This is a genomic window from Comamonas sp. JUb58, assembly GCF_004364775.1.
Classification (GTDB): Bacteria; Pseudomonadota; Gammaproteobacteria; order Burkholderiales; family Burkholderiaceae_C; genus Comamonas.
On record NZ_SOAL01000022.1, the window covers coordinates 56,112 to 76,810 of the forward strand.

At 64.3% G+C, this 20,699-nt stretch carries 22 protein-coding genes; 9 read left to right on the top strand and 13 right to left on the bottom strand.

The annotated features are described in order from the left end of the window. The first annotated feature begins 1 nt into the window (after position 1). The 7 genes from EDF71_RS20815 to EDF71_RS20845 are packed head-to-tail and all read left to right on the top strand — an operon-like array spanning position 2 to position 7,171. Positions 2 to 1,021: a tetratricopeptide repeat protein gene (locus tag EDF71_RS20815; RefSeq protein ID WP_133858457.1), complete on the top strand. Its 1,020-nt coding sequence runs from the start codon at positions 2 to 4 to the stop codon at positions 1,019 to 1,021. 18 nt (positions 1,022 to 1,039) lie between these two features. Further along, a complete protein-coding gene (locus EDF71_RS20820) occupies positions 1,040 to 1,483 on the top strand; it encodes a DUF3613 domain-containing protein (RefSeq protein ID WP_243854383.1) in 444 nt (147 codons plus the stop codon). A 24-nt stretch (positions 1,484 to 1,507) separates the two neighbouring features. Continuing rightward, the gene (locus EDF71_RS20825) at positions 1,508 to 2,059 is read left to right on the top strand and encodes a TadE/TadG family type IV pilus assembly protein (RefSeq protein WP_133858458.1); all 552 of its coding nucleotides are present in this window, start codon (positions 1,508 to 1,510) and stop codon (positions 2,057 to 2,059) included. Continuing rightward, positions 2,056 to 2,547, top strand: a complete 492-nt coding sequence (locus EDF71_RS20830; RefSeq protein ID WP_133858459.1) for a TadE/TadG family type IV pilus assembly protein — start codon at positions 2,056 to 2,058, stop codon at positions 2,545 to 2,547. Before EDF71_RS20825 ends, EDF71_RS20830 begins: the two co-directional genes overlap by 4 nt. 14 nt (positions 2,548 to 2,561) lie before the next feature. Continuing rightward, positions 2,562 to 4,400 carry a TadE/TadG family type IV pilus assembly protein gene (locus tag EDF71_RS20835; protein ID WP_166656609.1) on the top strand — a complete coding sequence of 613 codons (1,839 nt, stop codon included), beginning with the start codon at positions 2,562 to 2,564 and terminating at the stop codon, positions 4,398 to 4,400. Between the two features lie 45 nt (positions 4,401 to 4,445). After that, positions 4,446 to 5,876: a sigma-54 dependent transcriptional regulator gene (locus tag EDF71_RS20840; protein WP_133858461.1), complete on the top strand. Its 1,431-nt coding sequence runs from the start codon at positions 4,446 to 4,448 to the stop codon at positions 5,874 to 5,876. A 26-nt stretch (positions 5,877 to 5,902) separates the two neighbouring features. Then, the gene (locus EDF71_RS20845; RefSeq protein WP_133858462.1) at positions 5,903 to 7,171 is read left to right on the top strand and encodes a glycosyltransferase; all 1,269 of its coding nucleotides are present in this window, start codon (positions 5,903 to 5,905) and stop codon (positions 7,169 to 7,171) included. 13 nt (positions 7,172 to 7,184) lie between these two features. Here EDF71_RS20845 and queC read toward each other — a convergent pair whose 3' ends face one another. Together queC and EDF71_RS20855 are read right to left on the bottom strand one after the other, a co-directional pair. Then, entirely contained in the window at positions 7,185 to 7,886 is a 702-nt protein-coding gene (queC, locus tag EDF71_RS20850) for a 7-cyano-7-deazaguanine synthase QueC (protein ID WP_133858463.1), read from the bottom strand. A 52-nt stretch (positions 7,887 to 7,938) separates the two neighbouring features. Next, positions 7,939 to 8,283: a helix-turn-helix domain-containing protein gene (locus EDF71_RS20855; protein ID WP_133858464.1), complete on the bottom strand. Its 345-nt coding sequence runs from the start codon at positions 8,281 to 8,283 to the stop codon at positions 7,939 to 7,941. 289 nt (positions 8,284 to 8,572) lie between these two features. Here EDF71_RS20855 and fusA point away from each other — a divergent pair, with 289 nt between their 5' ends. Next, positions 8,573 to 10,684, top strand: coding sequence for an elongation factor G (gene fusA, locus EDF71_RS20860; RefSeq protein ID WP_133858465.1), 2,112 nt, complete (start codon positions 8,573 to 8,575; stop codon positions 10,682 to 10,684). A 97-nt stretch (positions 10,685 to 10,781) separates the two neighbouring features. Here the strand turns inward: fusA and EDF71_RS20865 are convergent, their stop codons facing one another. Together EDF71_RS20865 and EDF71_RS20870 are read right to left on the bottom strand one after the other, a co-directional pair. Next, positions 10,782 to 11,585 carry a hypothetical protein gene (locus tag EDF71_RS20865; protein ID WP_208301104.1) on the bottom strand — a complete coding sequence of 268 codons (804 nt, stop codon included), beginning with the start codon at positions 11,583 to 11,585 and terminating at the stop codon, positions 10,782 to 10,784. A gap of 151 nt (positions 11,586 to 11,736) precedes the next feature. Continuing rightward, positions 11,737 to 12,627 (bottom strand): LysR substrate-binding domain-containing protein, encoded by an 891-nt coding sequence (locus EDF71_RS20870; RefSeq protein WP_133858466.1) that lies wholly within the window; start codon positions 12,625 to 12,627, stop codon positions 11,737 to 11,739. Between the two features lie 131 nt (positions 12,628 to 12,758). Here EDF71_RS20870 and EDF71_RS20875 point away from each other — a divergent pair, with 131 nt between their 5' ends. Beyond that, the gene (locus tag EDF71_RS20875) at positions 12,759 to 13,496 is read left to right on the top strand and encodes an SDR family oxidoreductase (RefSeq protein WP_133858467.1); all 738 of its coding nucleotides are present in this window, start codon (positions 12,759 to 12,761) and stop codon (positions 13,494 to 13,496) included. Here the strand turns inward: EDF71_RS20875 and EDF71_RS20880 are convergent. From EDF71_RS20880 to EDF71_RS20920, 9 genes are read right to left on the bottom strand one after another with little or no spacing between them, the layout of a single operon-like run. Next, on the bottom strand, positions 13,493 to 14,242 hold the full coding sequence (locus EDF71_RS20880; protein WP_133858468.1) for a 4'-phosphopantetheinyl transferase superfamily protein: 750 nt from the start codon (positions 14,240 to 14,242) through the stop codon (positions 13,493 to 13,495). The genes EDF71_RS20875 and EDF71_RS20880 overlap by 4 nt on opposite strands. 15 nt (positions 14,243 to 14,257) lie before the next feature. After that, on the bottom strand, positions 14,258 to 14,698 hold the full coding sequence (locus EDF71_RS20885) for an excinuclease ATPase subunit (RefSeq protein ID WP_133858469.1): 441 nt from the start codon (positions 14,696 to 14,698) through the stop codon (positions 14,258 to 14,260). Beyond that, positions 14,695 to 15,129: a hypothetical protein gene (locus EDF71_RS20890; protein WP_133858470.1), complete on the bottom strand. Its 435-nt coding sequence runs from the start codon at positions 15,127 to 15,129 to the stop codon at positions 14,695 to 14,697. The genes EDF71_RS20885 and EDF71_RS20890 overlap by 4 nt, the downstream gene beginning before the upstream one ends. A 54-nt stretch (positions 15,130 to 15,183) precedes the next feature. Next, positions 15,184 to 16,437, bottom strand: a complete 1,254-nt coding sequence (locus EDF71_RS20895) for a beta-ketoacyl-ACP synthase (RefSeq protein WP_133858471.1) — start codon at positions 16,435 to 16,437, stop codon at positions 15,184 to 15,186. Beyond that, positions 16,434 to 17,180 carry a 3-ketoacyl-ACP reductase FabG2 gene (locus tag EDF71_RS20900; protein WP_133858472.1) on the bottom strand — a complete coding sequence of 249 codons (747 nt, stop codon included), beginning with the start codon at positions 17,178 to 17,180 and terminating at the stop codon, positions 16,434 to 16,436. The genes EDF71_RS20895 and EDF71_RS20900 overlap by 4 nt, the downstream gene beginning before the upstream one ends. Next, positions 17,181 to 17,645 carry a hotdog family protein gene (locus EDF71_RS20905; RefSeq protein WP_133858473.1) on the bottom strand — a complete coding sequence of 155 codons (465 nt, stop codon included), beginning with the start codon at positions 17,643 to 17,645 and terminating at the stop codon, positions 17,181 to 17,183. Between the two features lie 21 nt (positions 17,646 to 17,666). Further along, on the bottom strand, positions 17,667 to 18,863 hold the full coding sequence (locus EDF71_RS20910) for a beta-ketoacyl-ACP synthase (RefSeq protein ID WP_133858474.1): 1,197 nt from the start codon (positions 18,861 to 18,863) through the stop codon (positions 17,667 to 17,669). After that, the gene (locus EDF71_RS20915) at positions 18,860 to 19,447 is read right to left on the bottom strand and encodes a DUF3261 domain-containing protein (protein ID WP_133858475.1); all 588 of its coding nucleotides are present in this window, start codon (positions 19,445 to 19,447) and stop codon (positions 18,860 to 18,862) included. The genes EDF71_RS20910 and EDF71_RS20915 overlap by 4 nt, the downstream gene beginning before the upstream one ends. Then, entirely contained in the window at positions 19,444 to 20,697 is a 1,254-nt protein-coding gene (locus tag EDF71_RS20920; protein ID WP_133858476.1) for an NAD(P)/FAD-dependent oxidoreductase, read from the bottom strand. The genes EDF71_RS20915 and EDF71_RS20920 overlap by 4 nt, the downstream gene beginning before the upstream one ends. Positions 20,698 to 20,699 lie beyond the last annotated feature (2 nt).

The window sequence follows — 20,699 nt, forward strand, 5'->3', positions numbered from 1 at the left end:
CATGCGCCAAACCAACCGCAACACCTCTCTACTCGCCATGCCGCTGCTGGCCTTGGCGGCCGCGTTGCTGACCGGCTGCGCCTCCAAAGGCCCGCAAGGCTATGGCGCTGCCGAGCAAAGCACGGCGGCCCAGGCCCAGCAGCAAATGGAAAAGGCCGCGCAGCTGACCCAGATCGATCCGCAGCAAACCTATCTGAACCTGATCCGCCAGATGCAGCAGGCCAACCAGTGGTATGCGTCACTGGCGCACACGCAGGCCTTTGAGCGCCAGTACGGCAGCCAGCCGCAGATCCGCTTGATGCGCGCGGATGCACTGCGCAATACCGGCCAAGGCAAATTGGCCGAGCAGGGTTACCAGGCCTTGCTGGCGGACCCTGACAGCAGCACCGTGGCGCGTGCGCGGCGTGGCCTGGGCCTGCTGTACGCCAGCCAGGGCCAGTACCCCAACGCCATTGCGCAGCTGGAGATGGCACGCCAGATTAACCCCATCGATGCCGATGTGTTGAGCGACCTGGCCTACGCCCATATGCTCGATGGCCAGACGGAGGCTGCCCACCTGCCGGTGCTGCAAGCGGCGCAACTGGCCCCCAGCAATGCGCGGGTGCAGCTCAACCTCGCCCTCTACCTGATGGCCAGCGACCAGAAGGCACAGGCCTCGCAACTGCTGCAACGGCTCAGCCAGCCCGCCGCCAAGAATGTGCCCGCGCTGATTGATGCGAACTCGATGCAGACCCTCCAAGCGCAGTTGCAGACGGTGCAGACCGCCATGCGCCGGCGCAACGGTGGCGAATTGCCAACGCCCGCACCCGCTGCGGCGGTGCCCATGGTGGACAGTGCCACGCTTGCAGCCAGCCCGCTGACCGCTCCGGCTACTGCCCCTGTTGTAGCCCCGGCAGCAGCGCCATCCGAAGTGCCAGCGGCAGGCCCCGGGCCTGCCGTGCCCACGGCCTTGCGCAGTGCGGCCGCTGGCAGCGACAGCCCGCCCATCACCGCATCCCCGGCACGCCCCATCGCGCCTTAGCACCACCAGGAGTACCCCATGTCTCAGTCTCTTTCTCTTCCCACCTGGCGTTCCGTGCTGATGCTGGGCCTGGCTGCTGCAGGCCTCTCGGCATTCGCCGTGCATGCAGAATCCAGCCGCGCCGTGGTCTCGGTCGAAGCCGAGGTGCCCAGCCTGGAGATGACGCGGCAAGCGCCGGTGGTGGATATCCCCGAGCGCGTCTCGCCTGCCACGCAGCCCTATATCCCGCTGACCACAGAGAACAGCAATCCTTCGCTGGAGAACCCCGTCATCTGGCGCAGCCGTCCCATCATCATCGGCAGCGCTACCGAGCGCTTGCTGGCCATGCAGGTCGCATCGCCCGGCGTGCATCCACGCCCTATCGATGGCGAGCAGGCCAGCCGCAGCTACCAGCGCTATATCAAGAGCTTTGAGACCAAGATCCCCGAGCGCTTTGATACCGGCCTGGATGTGAAGAAGTAAAGCCAAGCCGCCCAGGAGCCCAGCATGCGCCCGCACCCCAACCCGTCCATGTACCGCTGCAGGCGTGCGCGCCAGCAGCGCGGGGTGTATGCGCTGGAGTGGGCGATCATCTTTCCGGTGTTCTTTGCGCTGCTCTACGGCATCGTCTGCTACGGGCTGACCTTTCTGGTGCGCCAGTCAATGCAGTACGCGGTCGAAGAAGGGGCCCGGGCGGCGCTGCGCTATCCCAGCTCCACCATCATTGGGGCCAGCCCGCCGACCTGGGTACACCGCAGCCTGCAGGCACGCCGCACCACTGCCAATGCCCTGAACTGGCTACCGCCAGCCCTCCGACCTGCCGAGGGTGATATCAGCTTTACCCTCTGCCGCCTGAACGACAGCAGCTGCAACCAGAACACTGCCTTCAACCCGGGGCTGGATTGCAATATCGACAACCCGTGCCTGGTACTCGTCAGCTACCGCATGGCCAACTATAGCCAGGGCGCCATCGCCCCTGCCATTCCCGGTTTGGGCCTCGTACTGCCTGCCAGCCTCCAGGCCCAGGCCAGTGTGTTGGTCGACAGGAGGATGCTATGAAACGCAGCGCCCTGACACAACAGATTGGATGCCTTCAGCGGCAACGCGGCGTAGCGGCCATCGAGTTTGCGCTGATTGCCGTTTTCATGATCATCATGCTGCTAGGTCTGGCGGTGTACTGGCGCGCTTTCCAGGCCCAGCAATCGCTCACCCGGGCTGCTGGCGATGGTGGGCGAGCGATTCTCAGTGTGCTGGCCGCAGGTGTGGGAGACCCTTGCGACCCTCTGCACGCCTCAGTCAACCGAGCCATGATTCAGCTGCGTGTGGAGCAATCGGTACGCGCGAGCCTGGAGCGCAGTGCCATTCCGGGCACGGTTGGCAGTCAGCTCACGGTCACGGCCATTCAATGGCAAGGTGCTTGTCCTAACAGTGCCAGCTTCGAGCTGCGTTACCAGCTCCCACCGATGTTCGACATTTCAGGCCCATGGATCGCCGAGCCGAGCCAGCTCTACGAAAAAACCGTGGTGCACTTTGCATCCATGTTGTGAGGAGGATTGCCACCATGTCCCCCCATGCCCCCCAAGCGCCTCTCCGCCCATCCGAGCGCGGTTCTGTGCTGGTGCAGTTTGCGCTGCTAGCCGCCGTGATTGTCACCCTGCTGGGTGTTGTGCAGATTGGCTATATGTACTACGCCAAGCGCGATCTGCAGCGCGTGGCAGATATTGCAGCCATTGAGGCGGTCAATGCCATTACCTATAACGACTTCGACACATGTCCACTGGGAAGAATCGCTGGCAGCCGGAGCGTGTCTACTCAATTGCGTGCTTCCATCGACCTCAACACTCCCGACCCTCAGTGCGGACACTGGGACGGTAGCAAAGCAGACGCAATGCGTTTTGATGAGGACCGTGTCGGGACATTTAATGCGATGCGCGTTCAACTTCAAGGCGAGGTGTTGCAGCTGCTCCCCATGGTGGGCTCACGCGTGATAACTGCCACCGCTACAGCTGCTAAGGACAGCGAGCCGCTAGCCGCCTTTTCTATTGGCTCTCAGCTGATGCGCTTTAACAAGAACGGCTTGCTCGGTCGTATCACTGCGGCGGTGGGCCTCGACATTGAGCGCCTGACCATCCTCGACAAGGATGGCATTGCCAACGCCAAGATCACGCCAGCCGGTCTGTTGAAGCTGATAGGTTTGCCCATTGGTGTCAGTGACTTGTCCTTGCTCACACCCAATGACCTGGCCAATGTCAACGCGTCGGTGATCGATCTGCTTAATGCGGCAATCAACGCTGGGGGGAGTAGCCTGCTCAATGCTGGGGTCGATATTGCCGCACTGATCGACCTGCGCGCCTACCTGTCGGCCTTTCAGCTCGCCAATGTCAAGATACCGCTGGGCGGCGACAAGGGCTTGCTGGCACTGATCTCCGCGGGTGGCAATGCCTCGCCTATAGGTGCCAGCTTGGATGTGGCAGTAGATCTGAGCGACCTGGTACGCACGCAGTTGCTGCTGGCCAATGGAACCAATAGCGTCGCACTGGGCCTTGGGCTGCCAGGTGTCTTGGGTGCCAAGATGACTGTTGTGGAGCCTCCTAGTTACGCCATTGGCGCAGCAACCGGCAAGACGAAAGCGCGCAGTGCGCAGGTGCGCCTGTCTATTGATATTGGCGAACAAAAGAATGTCACCACCCCCAGCTTGTTGAGTGCATTGCTGGGCGGGCTGCTGGGCATCCGCGTGCATATCCCCATACAAGTTGATTTGGTACGAAGTACCGGCACCCTGGAAGCCATTCAGTGCACCCCTGACAAGAATCAACGCACCGCCAACATCTCAGTGCGCTCTGCTGTCGGCGATGTCTGCATTGGCGAGCTGGATGCGAACGGTGTCTGCCAAAAGACTGAGTTGGTGGACCTAAATCTGTTGAATGTTCTGGGAGGCGTTCGCATTCAAAGCAAGCTGTCCACCTCATTGCTGCAAGGCGCAACCTACTCTTCAGCGCCCAATGCGCAGGCTTGCCCCCACAACAACAGCAGTGTGGACGAATGTCTGGTCGGGATGCAAGTGGGGGTAGAGAAGCCTAGCGGCCCTAATGGATTGCATTTGGGTACCACGGTAGCTGATCTGCTGAAGCAAGTGCCACCGCTGGTAGGTGATGTGAAAAACGCGGAGTTCTATGGTGTGCTGGGCGGTGTATTGGGCGTATTGCTGAACGCTCTTCTTGGAGGCGTTAGTACCCTGCTCAATGTGATAGTCACTGTGGTCACGGCGTTGCTCGCCCCCCTGCTCAACACCATCGGCGGTGTGCTGGACCTGCTGCTGCAGGGACTAGGTATTGAACTGGGACGCGCAACCGTTGAAGTACTCAAAATCCAGTGCGACACCGCCCAGATCGTGCAATGAAGACAGGAGTGAGCGCAGCGACATGAAGAACCGAGGGAATAGAACGTGAATCAGAACGATTTGGTCATCTACGTCTGGGAAGGCCAAGCGGACATTGCGGAGCGGGTCGAGCGCTGCATGGTCAACTTGGATGTGGACGTGGTGCGCGCCGATGGCCTGACCCTGTCGCCGATGGCGGCACAAGGGGGCAATGCCGTTGCCGTGGTGAGTGTGTCGGTGCTGGAAGGTGCGCGCTTTACGCGCCAGGGGATCGAGGGCAATTTTGGCGGCATGCCGGTGCTGTGGGTCAGCGCCAAGCCGCGTGGCGAAGGACCGGGCACCTATGCCACCGAGTACTCCCATGTGCTGCCCTTTGACTTTACCGGCGCCGAGCTGCGGGCCATGCTGGTGCGCATCGTGCGGCGCCTGCAAAGCACCAGGCACAGGCAGCCGCGTGCTGACGACATCATCGCCGAGGCCGAGGTCATGCTGGCCCTGCTGCGCGATGTGGACACTTTTGCCGACTGCGAGCACAGCGTGCTGATCTTTGGCGAGACGGGCACCGGCAAGGAGCGCATTGCCGAGCGCCTGCATGAGCGCAACACGCACTACGGCCAGGGGCCCTTTGTCGTGGTCAACTGCGGCGCCATCCCCGATGGCCTGTTTGAGTCGCTGTTCTTTGGCCATGCCAAGGGCTCGTTCACCGGTGCTGTAACGGCACACAAGGGATTTTTTGAGCAGGCCAATGGCGGCACCTTGTTTCTGGACGAAATCGCCGACCTGCCGCTGTACCAGCAGGTCAAGCTGCTGCGCGTGCTGGAAGAGCGCACGGTCACCCGGCTGGGTGCCACCTCGCCGGTGGCGCTGGATTTCCGGCTGGTGGCGGCCACCAACAAATCGCTGCGCGAGCTGGTGCATGCCGGGCGCTTCCGGGCCGATCTGTTCTTTCGCCTGGCGGTGATCGAGCTGCAGATGCCCAGCCTGGAAGAGCGCGGTGAGGCCGACAAGCTGGCCATCTTCAACAGCATCCTGCGCAAGGTGGTGGGTGAGGAAATGATGGAGCGCCTGGGCGGGCCGCCCATGTTCATCCTGGATGCGATTGCGCAGATGTACTTTCCCGGCAATGTGCGCGAGCTGCGCAACCTGGCCGAGCGCATTGGCGTGGCCGCCCGCCAAACCCAGGACTGGCATGCCGGTGGCGCCACCGAGCGCCTGCTGCAGCAGGCCCAGAGCCTGTCAGCCACCACCTTTCCACTGGAGCCCCATGCCGCCGAGCCGCTGCTGGCCGACCGCAGCAACTGGGATCTGGAGGAGCGCAACCGCATCATCGAAGCACTGCACGCCAATGCTTGGAAGCGCCAGAACACCGCGCAGCAGCTGGGCATCAGTCGCAAGGTGCTGTGGGAGAAGATGCGCAAGTACCAGATCTCGGACGGCGAACCGCTGGTGCCCCTGGCACGGGCGGCCGCGCAAGCCAACGACAACCTGCCCCTGTGACCCTGCAAACCCAGCCTTTGCCGACCATGATAGACATACCCCTGATCGTTTTTGTAGGCGCGGTGTACCCGAGCCAGTACAGCCTGCTGTGCAGCCACCTGCGTGCCCAGGGCCTGGCGGACGCCTGGTTCATGACCACACCCGGCCACAAGGCCAACCATGAAAAGCACTGCGACCACCTGCTGTCCTTCCAGCCCGATGGCCTGATCGTCGGCCCGCAGAGCTACTACTACTCGGACAAGGTCGAGCGCTCGGCGCGCATCTGCCGGGGCGTGCTCAAGGCGCTGGAAGACTTTGAGGCTGCGCAAGGCCGCAAGATCGATGTGGTGGTGGCCCATTCGCTCTGGGGCGCGCCCAACTGGCTGTATGGCGAGCTGGACGCCGCCATCATCAGCTACATCGAGTTCCCCAGCTACCTGGCGCATGGCTGGGATGCCGCCTACCCGCCCGACCAGGCCCAGCGCCTGGGCGACCGCAACACCGAGATGCTGAGCTTTCACCAGGTGCTGTGTAGCGACCTGACCATTGTGCCCAGCGCCTATGCGCGCTCGATGTTCCCGCCGCTGCTGCAGGACCGGGTGGCGGTGCAGTTCGAGGGCTTTGACATCCAGCCGCCGCTGCGCAATTTTGGCGCGGCCGGCGATGCAGCGGACGGTACCCAAAAGCCTTTCACCATCGCGTTCTCGGCGCGCGATCTGTCGAGTGCCAAGGGCTTTGAGACCTATATCCGGCTGGTGGACCGCATGGTGCACGAAGGCGATGGCCAGAACACGCGCTTTATCGCCATTGGCGATGCCAAGGCCTCCACCTATGGCTATGAACAGCAATGGGTGGAGCGGCGCTACGGCGGCAAGGTGGAGAGTTTTCGCGACCACCTGCTCAAGGTCTACCCGGCGGCCGATGTGATCGAGTTCCCCGGCCACCTGCCCTATGACCAGTTCTCGGCGCTGCTGGCCGAGGTCGATCTCTTCCTCTACCCACTGCGCTATGGCGTGGCCAACTGGGGCCTGATGGAGATCCTGGCGCGCGGCGGCTGTGTGATTGGCTCCAACTGGGGCTTCGCGCCCGAGCTGATTGCCCACAACGTCAATGGCCTCTTGCTGCCTGACAACGACGACGACTGGATCCAGGCGATACGGCAGCTGCGCAAGGACCCGGCCCGGCGCCAGCGCTATGCACAGGCCGCGCTGGAGACCGGCAAGGCCTACCATATCGCCAAGGTGGCGCCCCGCTTCATGGCGCTGTTTGAGCGGGCGATGGCCAACCGCAAGGCGCAGCTGGTGGCGCCGCGCTGACCGGGGCTGTTGTCTAGGCCGCTTGCTTCCAACGCGCGAAGCCCTGTGCGCGCAATGCACAGGCCGGGCATTCGCCGCAGCCATAGCCCCAGTCATGGCGCTCACTGCGGTCGCCCTTGTAGCAGGTGTGCGTGTCTTCCTGTACCAGGGCGGTCAAGGCGTCGCCGCCCAGGTCTTGCGCCAGCTGCCAGGTCGCGCCCTTGTCGATCCACATCAAGGGCGTCTCCACCACCAGTTGCCGGCCCAGGCCCAGGCTGAGCGCCACCTGCATGGCCTTCATCGTGTTGTCGCGGCAGTCGGGGTAGCCGGAGAAATCGGTCTCGCACATGCCGCCGACCAGCACCGTGCACTGGCGGCGGTAGGCCACGGCAGAGGCCAAGGTCAGGAACACCAGGTTGCGCGCCGGCACAAAGGTATTGGGCAGGCCATCGGCCTGGTAGGCCAGCGCGGCATCGCTGGTCAGCGCCGTGTCGCTGATCTGGCCGAGCACATCGATGTTCAGCAGGTGGTCATCCCCCAGCTTTGCCGCCCACTGCGGGAACTGCGCGCGCAGATTAGCCAGCACGGTGCCGCGACATTCCAGCTCCACCCGGTGGTTCTGGCCGTAGTCGAAGCCAATCGTTTCGACATGGGCATAACGGCTCAAAGCCCAAGCCAGGCAGACGGTGGAATCCTGTCCACCCGAAAAAAGTACCAGCGCCTTGGCGTCTTGCATGCTGCGCTTCTCCATCCATCAAAAATCTAAAAACCAGGCTTGTATTGGCAATCTAGCTGCGCTCGCCCCAGGCCGTGCTGGCATCAGTCAGCGCGTCGCTGCGCGTGGCTGAGAGTATCGCGTCGAGCAGACCGGGAAAGCGGGCATCGAGGTCCTCGCGCCGCAGCGACAGCAGGTTTTCGCGCCCCGCAGGGCGCTGCCAGATCACGCCGCTGCTGCGCAGCACGCGCCAGTGGTGCGTCATCGTGGACTTGGTCTGGTCGCGCAGCAGCGCCGTGCAGCTGCGCTCCTGGCCATCGGCCAGCACACGCACCACCGCCAGCCGGGTGGGGTTGCCCAGGGCGGTGAGCACATTTTCCAGATGGATCTGTGCCGCTTCAGGGTGGTGAGGAATCATCGGGGTCCAAGCGCCACAGTGGCGCACATCGATCGACCCGTCAGGCCGGGTCATTGCCAAAGGGCGCCATTCTGCCTGCGTCTGCAGACCAGTCAGCCCGAATGGCGCTATTGTCCCCAAACCGCCAATACCCATGACGACAGTACGATTGTCTTCGTACTATTAATATCACTCTTTTCTGGCCCTGTGCCGGTGCTGTCTTGAAGGCGCCGGATGTCGCAAAGTGGGAGCGCACAGGGCTGTAACACGCAGCTGAATCCGGCTGAAAAACCGACCCAAGGAGGTCAACATGGCCCGCCATACCCCCATAGAACGCTATCGCAACATCGGCATCTCTGCGCACATCGATGCCGGAAAAACCACGACGACCGAGCGCATCCTGTTCTATACCGGGGTGAGCCACAAGCTGGGCGAGGTGCATGACGGCGCCGCCACGATGGACTGGATGGCCCAGGAGCAAGAGCGCGGCATCACGATCACCTCGGCAGCGACAACGGCCTTCTGGTCGGGCATGGAACGCAACTTCCCGGCCCACCGCATCAACATCATCGACACCCCCGGTCACGTGGACTTCACGATCGAGGTCGAGCGCTCCATGCGCGTGCTCGACGGCGCCGTCATGGTCTATGACTCGGTGGGCGGCGTGCAGCCGCAGTCGGAAACCGTCTGGCGCCAGGCCAACAAGTACAAGGTGCCACGGCTGGCCTTCGTCAACAAGATGGACCGCATTGGTGCAGACTTCTTCCGCGTGCGCCAGATGATGGTGGACCGCCTGAAGGCCAACCCCGTGCCCATCGTGATCCCGATTGGCGCCGAGGCCGAGTTCTCCGGCGTGATCGATCTGATCAAGATGAAGGCCATCATCTGGGACGAGGCCTCGCAGGGCATGAAGTTCGAGTACCGGGACATCCCCGCCGAGCTGCAGGCCTCTGCGCAAGAGTGGCGCACCAAGATGGTGGAAGCCGCGGCCGAAGCCAGCGAAGCGCTGACCGACAAGTACCTGAACGATGGTGACCTGCCTGAGGCCGATATCATTGCGGGCTTGCGCCTGCGCACGATTGCGACGGAGATCCAGCCCATGCTGTGTGGCTCGGCCTTCAAGAACAAGGGTGTGCAGCGCTTGCTGGACGCCGTGGTCGAGCTCATGCCGTCGCCACTGGATGTGCCTGCGGTGACCGGCCACAGCGAAGACGAGAACGACAGCACGGTGCTGACGCGCCGCGCTGACGACGGCGAGAAGTTCTCTGCCCTCGCCTTCAAGCTGATGACCGACCCGTTTGTGGGCCAGCTGACCTTTGTGCGCGTCTACTCCGGCGTGCTCAGCAAGGGCGACCTGGTCTACAACCCGATCCGTGGCCGCAAGGAGCGCATTGGCCGCATCGTGCAGATGCATGCCAATGAGCGCCAGGAAATCGATGAGATCCGCGCCGGCGACATTGCCGCCTGCGTGGGCCTCAAAGAGGTGACGACCGGAGAGACCTTGAGCGACCCGAGCGCGCCCATCATCCTGGAGCGCATGTCCTTCCCTGAGCCCGTGATTGCGCAAGCGATCGAGCCCAAGACCAAGGCCGACCAGGAAAAGATGGGCATCGCCCTGTCGCGCCTGGCCGCCGAGGACCCTTCGTTCCGCGTGCGCACCGATGAGGAATCGGGCCAGACCATCATCGCCGGCATGGGCGAGCTGCATCTGGAGATCATCGTGGACCGGATGAAGCGGGAGTTCAACGTGGAAGCCAATGTGGGCAAGCCCCAGGTGTCCTACCGCGAGACCATCCGCAACACGGTCAAGGATGTGGACGGCAAGTTTGTGCGCCAGTCGGGCGGCAAGGGCCAGTATGGCCATGTGGTCTTCACGCTGGAGCCGATGGAGTCCGGCGAAGGCTTTGCCTTTGTCGACGAGATCAAGGGCGGTGTGGTGCCACGCGAGTACATCCCTGCCGTGGAGAAGGGGGTGCGCGAGGCGCTGACGACCGGCGTGCTGGCCGGCTACCCGGTGGTGGATGTGCGCGTGCGCCTGACCTTTGGTTCGTACCACGATGTGGACTCGTCCGAGCAGGCCTTCAAGATGGCGGCCATCTTCGGCTTCAAGGAAGGCATGAAGAAGGCCAACCCGGTCATCCTGGAGCCGATGATGGCGGTCGAGGTGGAAACGCCGGAGGACTATGCCGGCACCGTGATGGGCGACCTGTCGTCACGCCGGGGCATGGTGCAGGGCATGGACGACATCGCCGGTGGCGGCAAGAGCATCAAGGCCGAGGTCCCCTTGTCCGAGATGTTTGGCTATGCCACGCAGCTGCGCTCGATGACGCAGGGCCGTGCCACCTACACGATGGAGTTCAAGCGCTACACCGAAGCGCCTGCCCATGTGGTGGCGGGCATTGCGACCCGGTCGAACCGCTAAGGCCTAGGCCTGCCTCAGCAGGCCACGCCCCATAGGCAAGCAAGTCAACAGGCACACAGCTCCCAAGGCTGTGTGCCTGTTTTTTTATGCGCAGTCCTCAAAAGCGCCAGGTGGCACCCAGCAAAGGCCCGGCCATCGTCACGTCGATGCGCGTACCGCCCCGGCGGTAGTCCAGGGTCAGCACCCGGTAGCCCAGCGAGACAAAGGCTTGCTCGCTCCACTGGTAGTTGACGGTGGCAGCGACCTGGTGCGTGGCGCGCGAGCCTACGCCAAAGCCCCCCACATCGCCATAGGCCAGGGCTGACCAGCGTGCTGCGATGGGGATATGGGCGCGCAAGCCGAGGACGGGATCGACAAAGCGCTTTTCTGGCGAGGTCTGCACCAGACCGCCCGCCACATCGACGGAGGCCTTGACGCTCCAGGCGCGCAGGCCCGCCAGCAGATCCAGGTTGATATCAGCGTTGGAGACCGCGCGGTAGCCCGCTGCCAAAGTGGCCGAGGCCTGGCGGAAGCTGCCCGATGCCGGCAGGCCAGGCGGCAACTTGCCCGAGCGCGAACTGGACGAATAGCTGATGTCGCCCAGCAGCACCAGGCGGTCCTTGCGGGCATAGCCGGTCAAAAAGAACGCAGCATCCAGGTCCTTCATCACCTCGGAAAACGACTTGTCCATCGACACCACACTGCCACCCCGGAAAGGCCGCAGATCACCGCCCACCCCACTGGCCCAGACATAGGGCGTGAGCTGAACAGCCCAGGCGCCGGTGGCGCCCTCCTCGGCGGGTGCTGGCAGCTGCTGCGCCACAGCGGCCAAGGGCAGGCCTGCGATGGCAGCCAGCGCTGCATGGCGCCAGGCGTTGGCGCAAAGGCGCACCCGGGGGTGCAAGGTGGAAGACCCTGGCATCGCTATCCCTCCATCTGCCCGCCCGGTAGTCCCGGGCAGCTTGTTTGATTAATAAAACAACTTATAGATCGAACAAATCATCGCACGGATTCGCGGCCATGCACAGCGATGGCAGAGCGCGATAACCAGCCCACCGGGCCGGGCCGGGCCGCTAAGCTACATGCGCAAAGCGCTCGGCCAGCCAGTCGATGAACACGCGCACCCGTGCCGAAGGCTGGCGGCTGTAGGGATGGAGTACCGACACTGGCATAGGAGGTGGAGGCAGATCGGGCAGCACCTCCAGCAACACACCCTCTTCCAGCGCCTGGGCAATGCGGTAGCGCGGCACCTGCACCATGCCTAAGCCCGCCAAGGCCGCACCGGTATACAGATCGGCGCCGTTGACGGTAATGCTGGGTTTGAGGCGCCGCTCCACCACCTGCTTGCCCACACAAAACTCCAGCGCCACCGGCCGGCCCGTGGCGCTGGACACATAGGCCACCGCCGCATGCTGGGGCAGCTCATCCAGCGACGCGGGCAGGCCATGGCGCTCGGCATAGGCCCGGCTGACCACGGTCACCTGGCGCAGCGAGGCGACCTGGCGCCCGATCAGCGATGAGCTTTGCAGGCTGCCGGCCCGCAGCACGCAGTCCACCCCTTCGCGCACCAGGTCCACCAGGCGGTCGTCTTCGGCCATGTGCAGCTGCACCTCGGGGTAGCGGTCGGCAAAGTCGCCCAGGTGCGGCATCACAAAATAGCGCGCCAAGGTGCCCTGCAGGTTGACCCGCAGCAAGCCCTGCGGCGGGGCATGGCGAAAGGCGCTTTCCGCCTCCTGCAGATCGGCCAGCAGCCGGGTGCAGCGGCGGTAATAGTCCTCGCCCTCAGGCGTCAAGCGCACCTGGCGTGTGGTGCGGTCCAGCAGGCGGGCGCCCACGCGGGCCTCCAGCCGCTGAACCAGGTTGGTCACCGTGGCGCGCGGGATCTGCAGGTCGTCCGACGCCTGCGCAAAGCTGCTGCGGTCGGCCACCCGCACAAATACCTGCATTTCCTGAAAACGGTCCATTGCAACCCTGCCGCGCAAAAGCAGCGTAGATTATTAAAGTAAACCGAATTATAAAATTCAAATCAGGGTAATGATCTTTTGAATGGAATAGTGAAAAATCCATCCATCCCATCAACGACAGGAAAGCAGACATGACCAAGTCCAACTCCATTGCCCTCATCACCGGCGCATCGCGCGGCATCGGTGCCACCATTGCCCGCCGCCTGGCCCAAGAAGGCCATGCCATCGCCATCAACTACGCCAACAACGCCCAAGAGGCAGACGCACTGGCCCAGGCGCTGGTGCAAGAAGGTGGCCAGGCGACGGCCATCCGTGCCGATATCTCGCAGGCAGACCAGGTCCAGGCCATGTTCAGCGCCGTCGAGCAGCAACTGGGCAAGATTGATGTGCTCGTCAACAATGCCGGCGTGCTGACCACCAGCACCCTGGCCGAGACCAGCGATGCGCTGTTTGCCAAGACCTTTGCGATCAACACCCAGGGCGTGTTCAACACCTTGCGCGAAGCAGCCACGCGCCTCAATGACGGCGGGCGCATCATCAACCTCTCCACCACCGCATTGGCCCTGAACATGCCCGGCTATGCCATCTACAACGGCAGCAAGGCAGCGGTGGAGGCCTTCACCCGCGTGTTTGCCAAGGAGCTGCGCGGCCGCCAAATCACCGTCAATGCAGTGGCCCCGGGCCCGGTCGCCACCGAGTTGTTTTTTGCCGGCAAGAGCGAGGCCCAGATCGAACACTTTGCAAAGATGCCCCCGCTGGAGCGCCTGGGCGAGCCCGAAGACATCGCCGCCGTGGTCGCCTTTCTGGCGAGCAAGAACGCTGGCTGGGTCAATGGCCAGGTGCTGCGCGCCAATGGCGGTATTGCTTAAACCGCTGACTCAGCCACCAGGCCCAGGCAAAAGCGCTGGGCCGCAGGCAGCGGCAGATCGGACTGCGCATGCAGCGCCCAGTGCGCGACGGGGCTGCCGGTGCATACCGACACCATCGCCGCTTGGCCGGCGGGCGTCGTTGTCGCCCATGCCCAGGCATGGGCACTGCCGTCCACAGCGCCCTGCACGGCTGCAGCGGGGGCCGGCAGGCAGGCCAGACGCGGCAGCATGGCAAAGTCCACCCCCGTGCCGCGCTGCTTGAACCAGGCCTCCTTCAAACTCCAGAGCTGCACAAAGCGCTGCTGGCACTGTGCAAGGTCGGCGATCTGCGCCAGCTCCTTGCGCTGCTCCGGTGTGCAGGCTAGCTGGGCCAGGTCGGCGATGGCGCTGGCCGGCTTGCGGGTGACCAGCTCCATATCGATGCCCACCGGTTCAGGCGCCAGCGCGCAGGCAATCCAGCCATGGCTGTGGGACAGTGACAAATGCAAGCCCGCGCCTGTGCTTGCTGAAAGACGCGGCGGCTGCCCGGCCGGCGCCTCCAGCGGCCAAGCGGCAACCTCTTCCTGGTCGCCCGCCAGCAGCAACCGCAGCGCATAGCGGCAGGCGATGAACTCGGCGCGCCGCGCTGGTGCCGCCATCTGCGCCAGGCGCGTCTGCTCCGAGGCGCTCAGCCACTGCGGAGGAGCGCTGGCCTGCAGCGCGCCCTCCAACGATGCCTGCGAGACCAGCAGCAGCCGATGGGTCATGCGGGCGACCTTGCGTCAGCGCGTCTTGGCGTAGCTGCCCTTGAGGGTCACGCCCGCCACGACATTGCCGGCATGGCATTCAACATTGACCGGGTCCTTGAAGCTCTTGCGCTTGTAGAAGCTGTGCAGGTCCACCACCGCATTGGCCCCCTTTTGCTTGGCCGATTCCTGGAACGCGATCAGCGCCGACAGCGCCACCCAGCGGCAGGCGGTCAGGTCTTCCTTGCCCACGCCATTGGTCTTCTTGTTGGAGACGTCCTCGCCCAGCCTTGCCTGCACCGCAGGTGTGTTGGCACCTGACAGGTAGAACTTGACGCTGCCATCGAGCTTGCCATCGGCCAAGCCCATCTGGATGACATCATTCAGCGGAACCAGCAGGCGGGTATCGCGTGCATGCGCTGCGCTCAGGCTGCCGCAGGCCAACAGCAGTGCCATGGCATAGTGGCGTGCTGTCATTGGGCAGCTCCTGGTGCTGCAGGCACGACCATGACCGGCGCGCTGATCTGCTTGTTCAGGTTCTTGATCCAGCGGTTGTAGTTGGGGTGGATCTTGCGCTGGCCATCGCGCTCCTCGTAGGCCAGGTTGTTGCTGCCCAGGTAGTTGATGTCAAAGCCTGCGGCATCGTAGTTCACCTCGATGTAGACCTGGTGCTTGCCGGCCTTGTCATACATCAGCTCCATGCGGCCGGGCTCATCCTTGATGGGCTGCCAGCCAATGTTGTTGGCCGCGTTGAGGATTCGGGCACGCACCATTTGCTCGGTCAGCGGCGCGCCGTCGCTCAGCAGCAGGATCTTGTCGTGGTCGATCAAATCAGCCTGGCGGGCCATTGCCGTGCCGGAGCATAGTGCCAAAGCCAGAATCCAGCCTGCGGTCTTGAATGTGTTCATGCGTTTCCTCGCTTCCTGAAGTTTCTATCCACTTGAATCGGTGTTGGGGCCCGGTCAGGCGGCCCAACGCTTGAAGATCAGCGACGTATTGATGCCGCCAAAGGCAAAGTTGTTGCTCATCACCACATCGGTATCGATGGCGCGGGGCTGGCCGGTGATGTAGTCGAGTGCGGCACAGCGCTCGTCCACCTGGTCGAGGTTGGCGTTCTGGGCAAACAGGCCCTCGCGCATCATCTCCAGGCTCATCCAGGCCTCCAGCGAACCGCAGGCGCCCAGCGTATGGCCCATGAAGCCCTTGAGCGTGCTCACCGGCACCCGGTCGCCAAAGACATCGAAGGTCGCCGCCGACTCGGCGATATCGCCCTGTTCGGTGGCAGTGCCGTGCGCATTCACATAGCCGATGTCGGCAGGCGTAAGGCCCGCATCCTGCAGCGCCAGCCGCATGGCCTGCGCCATCGTGGCCGGGTTGGGATGGGTCACATGTGTGCCGTCGCAGTTGGTGCCAAAGCCGATCAGCTCGGCGATGATGGGCGCCGCCCGCGCTGTCGCATGCGCCAGCTCCTCGAGCACAAAGGTGCAGGCGCCCTCGCCCAGCACCAGGCCATCGCGCCCGGCATCAAAGGGCCGTGGCGTCAGCTCGGGCGTGTCGTTCTTCACGCTGGTGGCAAACAGGGTGTCAAACACCGCCGCTTGCGTGGCGTCGAGCTCTTCGGCGCCACCAGCCAGCATGGCCAGCTGCTTGCCGCTCTGGATCGCCTCGAACGCATAGCCAATGCCCTGGCTGGCGGAGGTGCAGGCGCTGGAGGTGGTGATCACCCGGCCCGTCAAGCCAAAGAACACGCCGATGTTGACCGCAGCCGTGTGCGACATCATCTTGATGTAGGTATTGGCGTTGATGCCCTCGGTGGTGCGGTCCATGATCATGCGGCCAAAATCACCAATGGCCGCGGGCGTGCCCGCCGATGACCCGTAGGCCACGCCCATGCTCCCGTTCTTGAGCAGCGGGTGGCCCAGCAGACCGGCGTTCTCCAGCGCCAGCTCGCTTGCGCGGGTGGCCATCAGTGCCACGCGGCCCATGCTGCGCATGGTCTTGCGGTTGTAGTGCGCGGGCAGCGCAAACTCAGGCACGGTACAGCCCAGCTGGGTGTTCAGGCCTTCGATGTCCTGCCACTCGTGCATCACGCGGATCGCATTGCGTCCGCTGTGCAGCTGTTGCCGCACCGTCTGCCAATCATGGCCCAGCGGGCTCAGGGCGCCGATGCCCGTCACCACGACACGGCGCTTGGCATTGTTGCTGTCGTTGCTCATCCCAGCATGCCTCCATTGACTGATATGACTTGCCGGGTCACGTAAGACGCATCCGGCCCCATCAAAAAGGCCACCACCCCGGCGACCTCCTCCACCGCCCCCATGCGGCGCATGGGGATCAAGTCCATCGCGTGCGCCAGCACTTCTTCGCTGACCATCTCGGTGTCGATCAGCCCGGGCGCCACACAGTTGACGGTGATGTCGCGCTTGGCCAGCTCGATGGCCAGCGACTTGGTGGCCGCGATCACCCCCGCCTTGGCGGCGCTGTAGTTGGTCTGTCCCCGGTTGCCCATCAAGGCCGACACCGATGCCAAGGTGACGATGCGCCCGGCCGCGCGTCTGCGCACCATCGGCATGACGACCGGGTGCAGCACGTTGTAGAAGGCATCCAGATTGGTGTGCACCACGGCATCCCAGTCCTCGCCGGTCATCGCCGGAAAGGCGCCATCGCGCGCAATGCCGGCATTGCAGACCACGCCGTAGTAGGCACCGTGCTCTGCCATATCGGCCTCCAGCGCGGCACTGGCAGCGCTGCGGTCGGCCACGTCAAACTGCAGCAAGCGGGCGGTGCGGCCCAGCGCCTCGATATCGCGCAGGACCGCTTGCGCCTGCGCCAGGCCGCTGCGGCAATGCACGACCAGGTCAAAACCATCGCGCGCCAGTCGCAGCGCTATAGCCCGGCCTATGCCTCGGCTGGAGCCGGTCACCAACACGGTGCCCTTGGAGAGGGATTGGGTTGTCATTCAATTCTCAGTCGTTTGCAGCGCCTGCACATAGGCACTGCCGTCTTCAGGTTCATAGACCGAAATGCGGGCCGTGGCACACACCTGGTCGTCCGCAAGGATGCTGCATGCAAACATGCCCAGTCCGTTTTCTGCAATCAGTTCGCACTGCACCTGCACCTGCAGCCGGGTGCCTGGCGCAAAGAAAAGTGCCGTGGACTCGAACTTGCGCGTACCGAGCAAAAAACCCAGTTTCACAGGCTGACCAGCCTGCAGCGCACGCCATCCGGCCCAGGCCGCCACGGTCTGCGCCATGTACTCCAGCCCCACCCAGGCGGGCATGCCTTCGTCCTGCAGGAAGAGACCGTCGCGCGGCACCTGCAGCTCGGCGGTCGCGCCGTCTGCGTCTGCCGCCAGCAGGCGGTCGATCAGCAGCATCGCGCCACGGTGGGGCATATAGTTCTCGATAGGCAGCATCTCAGTCATTGCTTGTGGTTCGTCCATAGGTCAGCCCGCCGCCAACAGCAGCGCGCAATTGCTGCCGCCAAAGGCAAAGGAGTTGCTCAGCACTGCCTGCGGCGCGCGGCCCAGCGCTGTGTGCGGCCCCACCACCTGCAGCGCCGGCAGGGCCGGGTCGGGCTTGGCATCCCACCAATGCGCTGGCAAACGGCCCTGCGGATTGTCATGCAGCACATGCCAGCACAAGGCCGCCTCCAGTGCACCTGCGGCTGCCAGGCTGTGGCCGCTGAGCGGCTTGGTGGAGCTGACCGCACAGCCCTCGCCCAGCAGCGCATGCACCGCCAGGCTTTCCATCGCGTCGTTGTGTGGCGTGGCCGTGCCATGCAGATTGATGTAGTCGAGCGCGCCTGGTTGCATGCCGGCACGCTGCAATGCCTGCTGCATGGCCGACAGCGCCCCGCGCCCGCTTGGGTCAGGCGCAGACATATGGTGTGCATCCTGGCTTTCGCCCCAGCCGGCCAGGCGCACCGGCCCGGCGTCGCGCGTCATCACAAAAAAGGCAGCGGCTTCGCCCAGATTGATGCCCTGCCGGTGCAGCGACAGCGGATTGCAGCGCTGGGCAGACACCGCTTCCAGCGCACTGAAGCCCGCCACCGTGAACGGGCTGAGCGCATCAACACCGCCGGCGATCACCGCATCCACCACCCCGGCACGCAGCAGCCTTGCACCACTGGCCAGGGCCTTGGCACCGGAGGAACACGCCGTCGAGATCGCATGGGCAGGACCGGCGACGCCCAGCGCGGAGGCCAGAAACGCGGCCACATCGCCCAGCTCCTGCACCGCGTAGTCAAAACCGGGAGGAAAAGCCCCTGTGCGGCGGTAGCTGTCTGCGGCCAACGCCCCTTCGTCCAGGCCGCCGGTGCTGGTGCCGACGACCAGCGCCACCCGCTGCGGGCCGCAACGCGCCACCAGCGCATCGATGTGCGGGCGCAGTGGCAGCATCGCCGCCCAGGCCAAGGCGTTGTTGCGTGACCGCTGCTGAGGCGGTGCAAAGTCCAGTGCCGGCAGCATGACATCCGCCGGCAGGCAGCCCAGCATCAGCGTCCGCCCGGTTGAATAGGCCTCGGTGGCCGTCAAGGTCGGCGGCAAGGCCGGGGCAAACAGGTTGGCACGCAATGCCTCCGGCGTGCCACCGACCGCGCTGATCGCTGAGCTCGCATTCAGATAGACCGTGGTAGCCGTCATGGTGCCTCCGCCGCGTTGCTGCACAGATCGGCACCGCCCGGGCTGTCGATACGCAGCGACCAGGCACCCTGCTGGTACACCAGCTCCAGGGCATTCGCACCGGCAGCACGTACCCGCACCCGCTCGCTGCCCTGGTACTGCAGCACCCGCCCGGCTTCAGACACCGCCAAGGACCAGCCCTCGGGCAGCGCGGCCGAAATCGCCTGCGGCGGCCAGAACGCCAGCTGCACATCGCTGAGCACCTGCTCGGGCTCCAGCACCGCCGGCCACCAGCGTGACAGCTGGGGCTGGAGCTGCGCACCATCCCATTCCAGCGTGCCCACCATCTGGCCCAGGTTCAGGATCGCCAGCTTCATGCTGTTCGCATCCACTTCCAGCAAGGCATCGAGTTCCTTGGCGGCCTGGCCCGGGGGCTGCACCGTCAGGCGCTGCTGCACAGCCGCCGAGCACCCCAAGGCCGCCGGCGCCAGCGCCAGCCAGGGTGAACTAGCGACCGCTTGGGCGGTGGATTCCCGCTGCGACCCTGGCTGCAGCGCACAGCCGGCCAGCAAAAGGGCCGTGCCCAGCATTCCCAGCGCCTTCATGCCACCACCTCCGGACCGGGCTGCTGGCACAGCTGGCGCAATACATCCAGGCGGCGCTGGGGTTCGGCTACATAGGGATTGCTGCGGTCCCAGGCATAGCCGGCAAGGACAGAAGCGATCATGCGGCGAATCTCTGGCGCGTGCTGGTCATGGAAGATCACATCTTGAAAGCCCCCCTCGTACCACCCGGCCACAAAGGCCCGGAAGGTGTCGACACCGGCTTGCAGGGGTACGGCATAGTCCGCCTGCCAGTCCACCGTCTCGCCCTCGTAGGCGCGGCCGATGCAGCGGGCGGCCAGGCTGGCCGACTTCATCGCGATCGTCACGCCGCTGGAGAACACGGGATCGAGGAACTCCCCCGCATTGCCCAGCAGCGCATAGTTCTTGCCCCAGAGCGAGGTGACATTGGCTGCATAGCCCGTCAGCGAGCGCCCGGGCGTATCCCATACCGCCTGGCGCAGCAGCTTGGCCAGCGTGGGCACCTCGGCAATGATGGCGCGCAGGCGTTCGACCTCCGTGCCCGGGTAGCGCGCCAGGTACTCCAGTGTAGCGACGACCCCTTGCGAGCTGCGGCCGTCGGAGAACGGAATGGTCCAGAACCAGACCCCGTGGTGCGCGGGATGTACGGTGATGAGAATCTTGTGCCGGTCCATCTCGCCCAGCGCAATGTGGTCTTCGATGTGCGTGAACAAGGCCCCGCGCACCGGGAAATCAGAGGGCCGCTCCAGGCCCAGCAGGCGCGGCAGGGTGCGCGCAAAACCACTGGCGTCGAGCAGATAGCGCGCGCTGACGGCGTAGTTCTCACCGCCTTCGCCGCGCACCTGTACCAGGGGCCGCTCAGCACCGACATCCACGGCCGTCACCGCATGGCCATAGCGGATCTCGGCGCCGGCCTTTTCTGCAACATCGGCCAGCAGCTTGTCAAACTGCGCACGCGGCACCTGGTAGGTCGTACCCCAGCCCGGCGAGAACTTGTCGCGAAAGTCAAAATCGCTCCACAACGCCCCCTTCGCAAAGGCTGCGCCATTCTTGTGCTGAAAGCCGGCCTCAACGACCTCCTGCAGCATGCCCGCTTCCTCGATGTACTGCATGCTCTGGGGCAGCAGGCTCTCACCAATGGAAAAACGCGGAAAAATCTCTTTTTCGATCACCAGCACCTGGCGGCCCTGCTTGCGCAGCAGACCCGCAGCCACCGCCCCGGAAGGGCCGGCACCGATGATCAGGATCTCTGTCTGCTCGATCTTGCCCATAG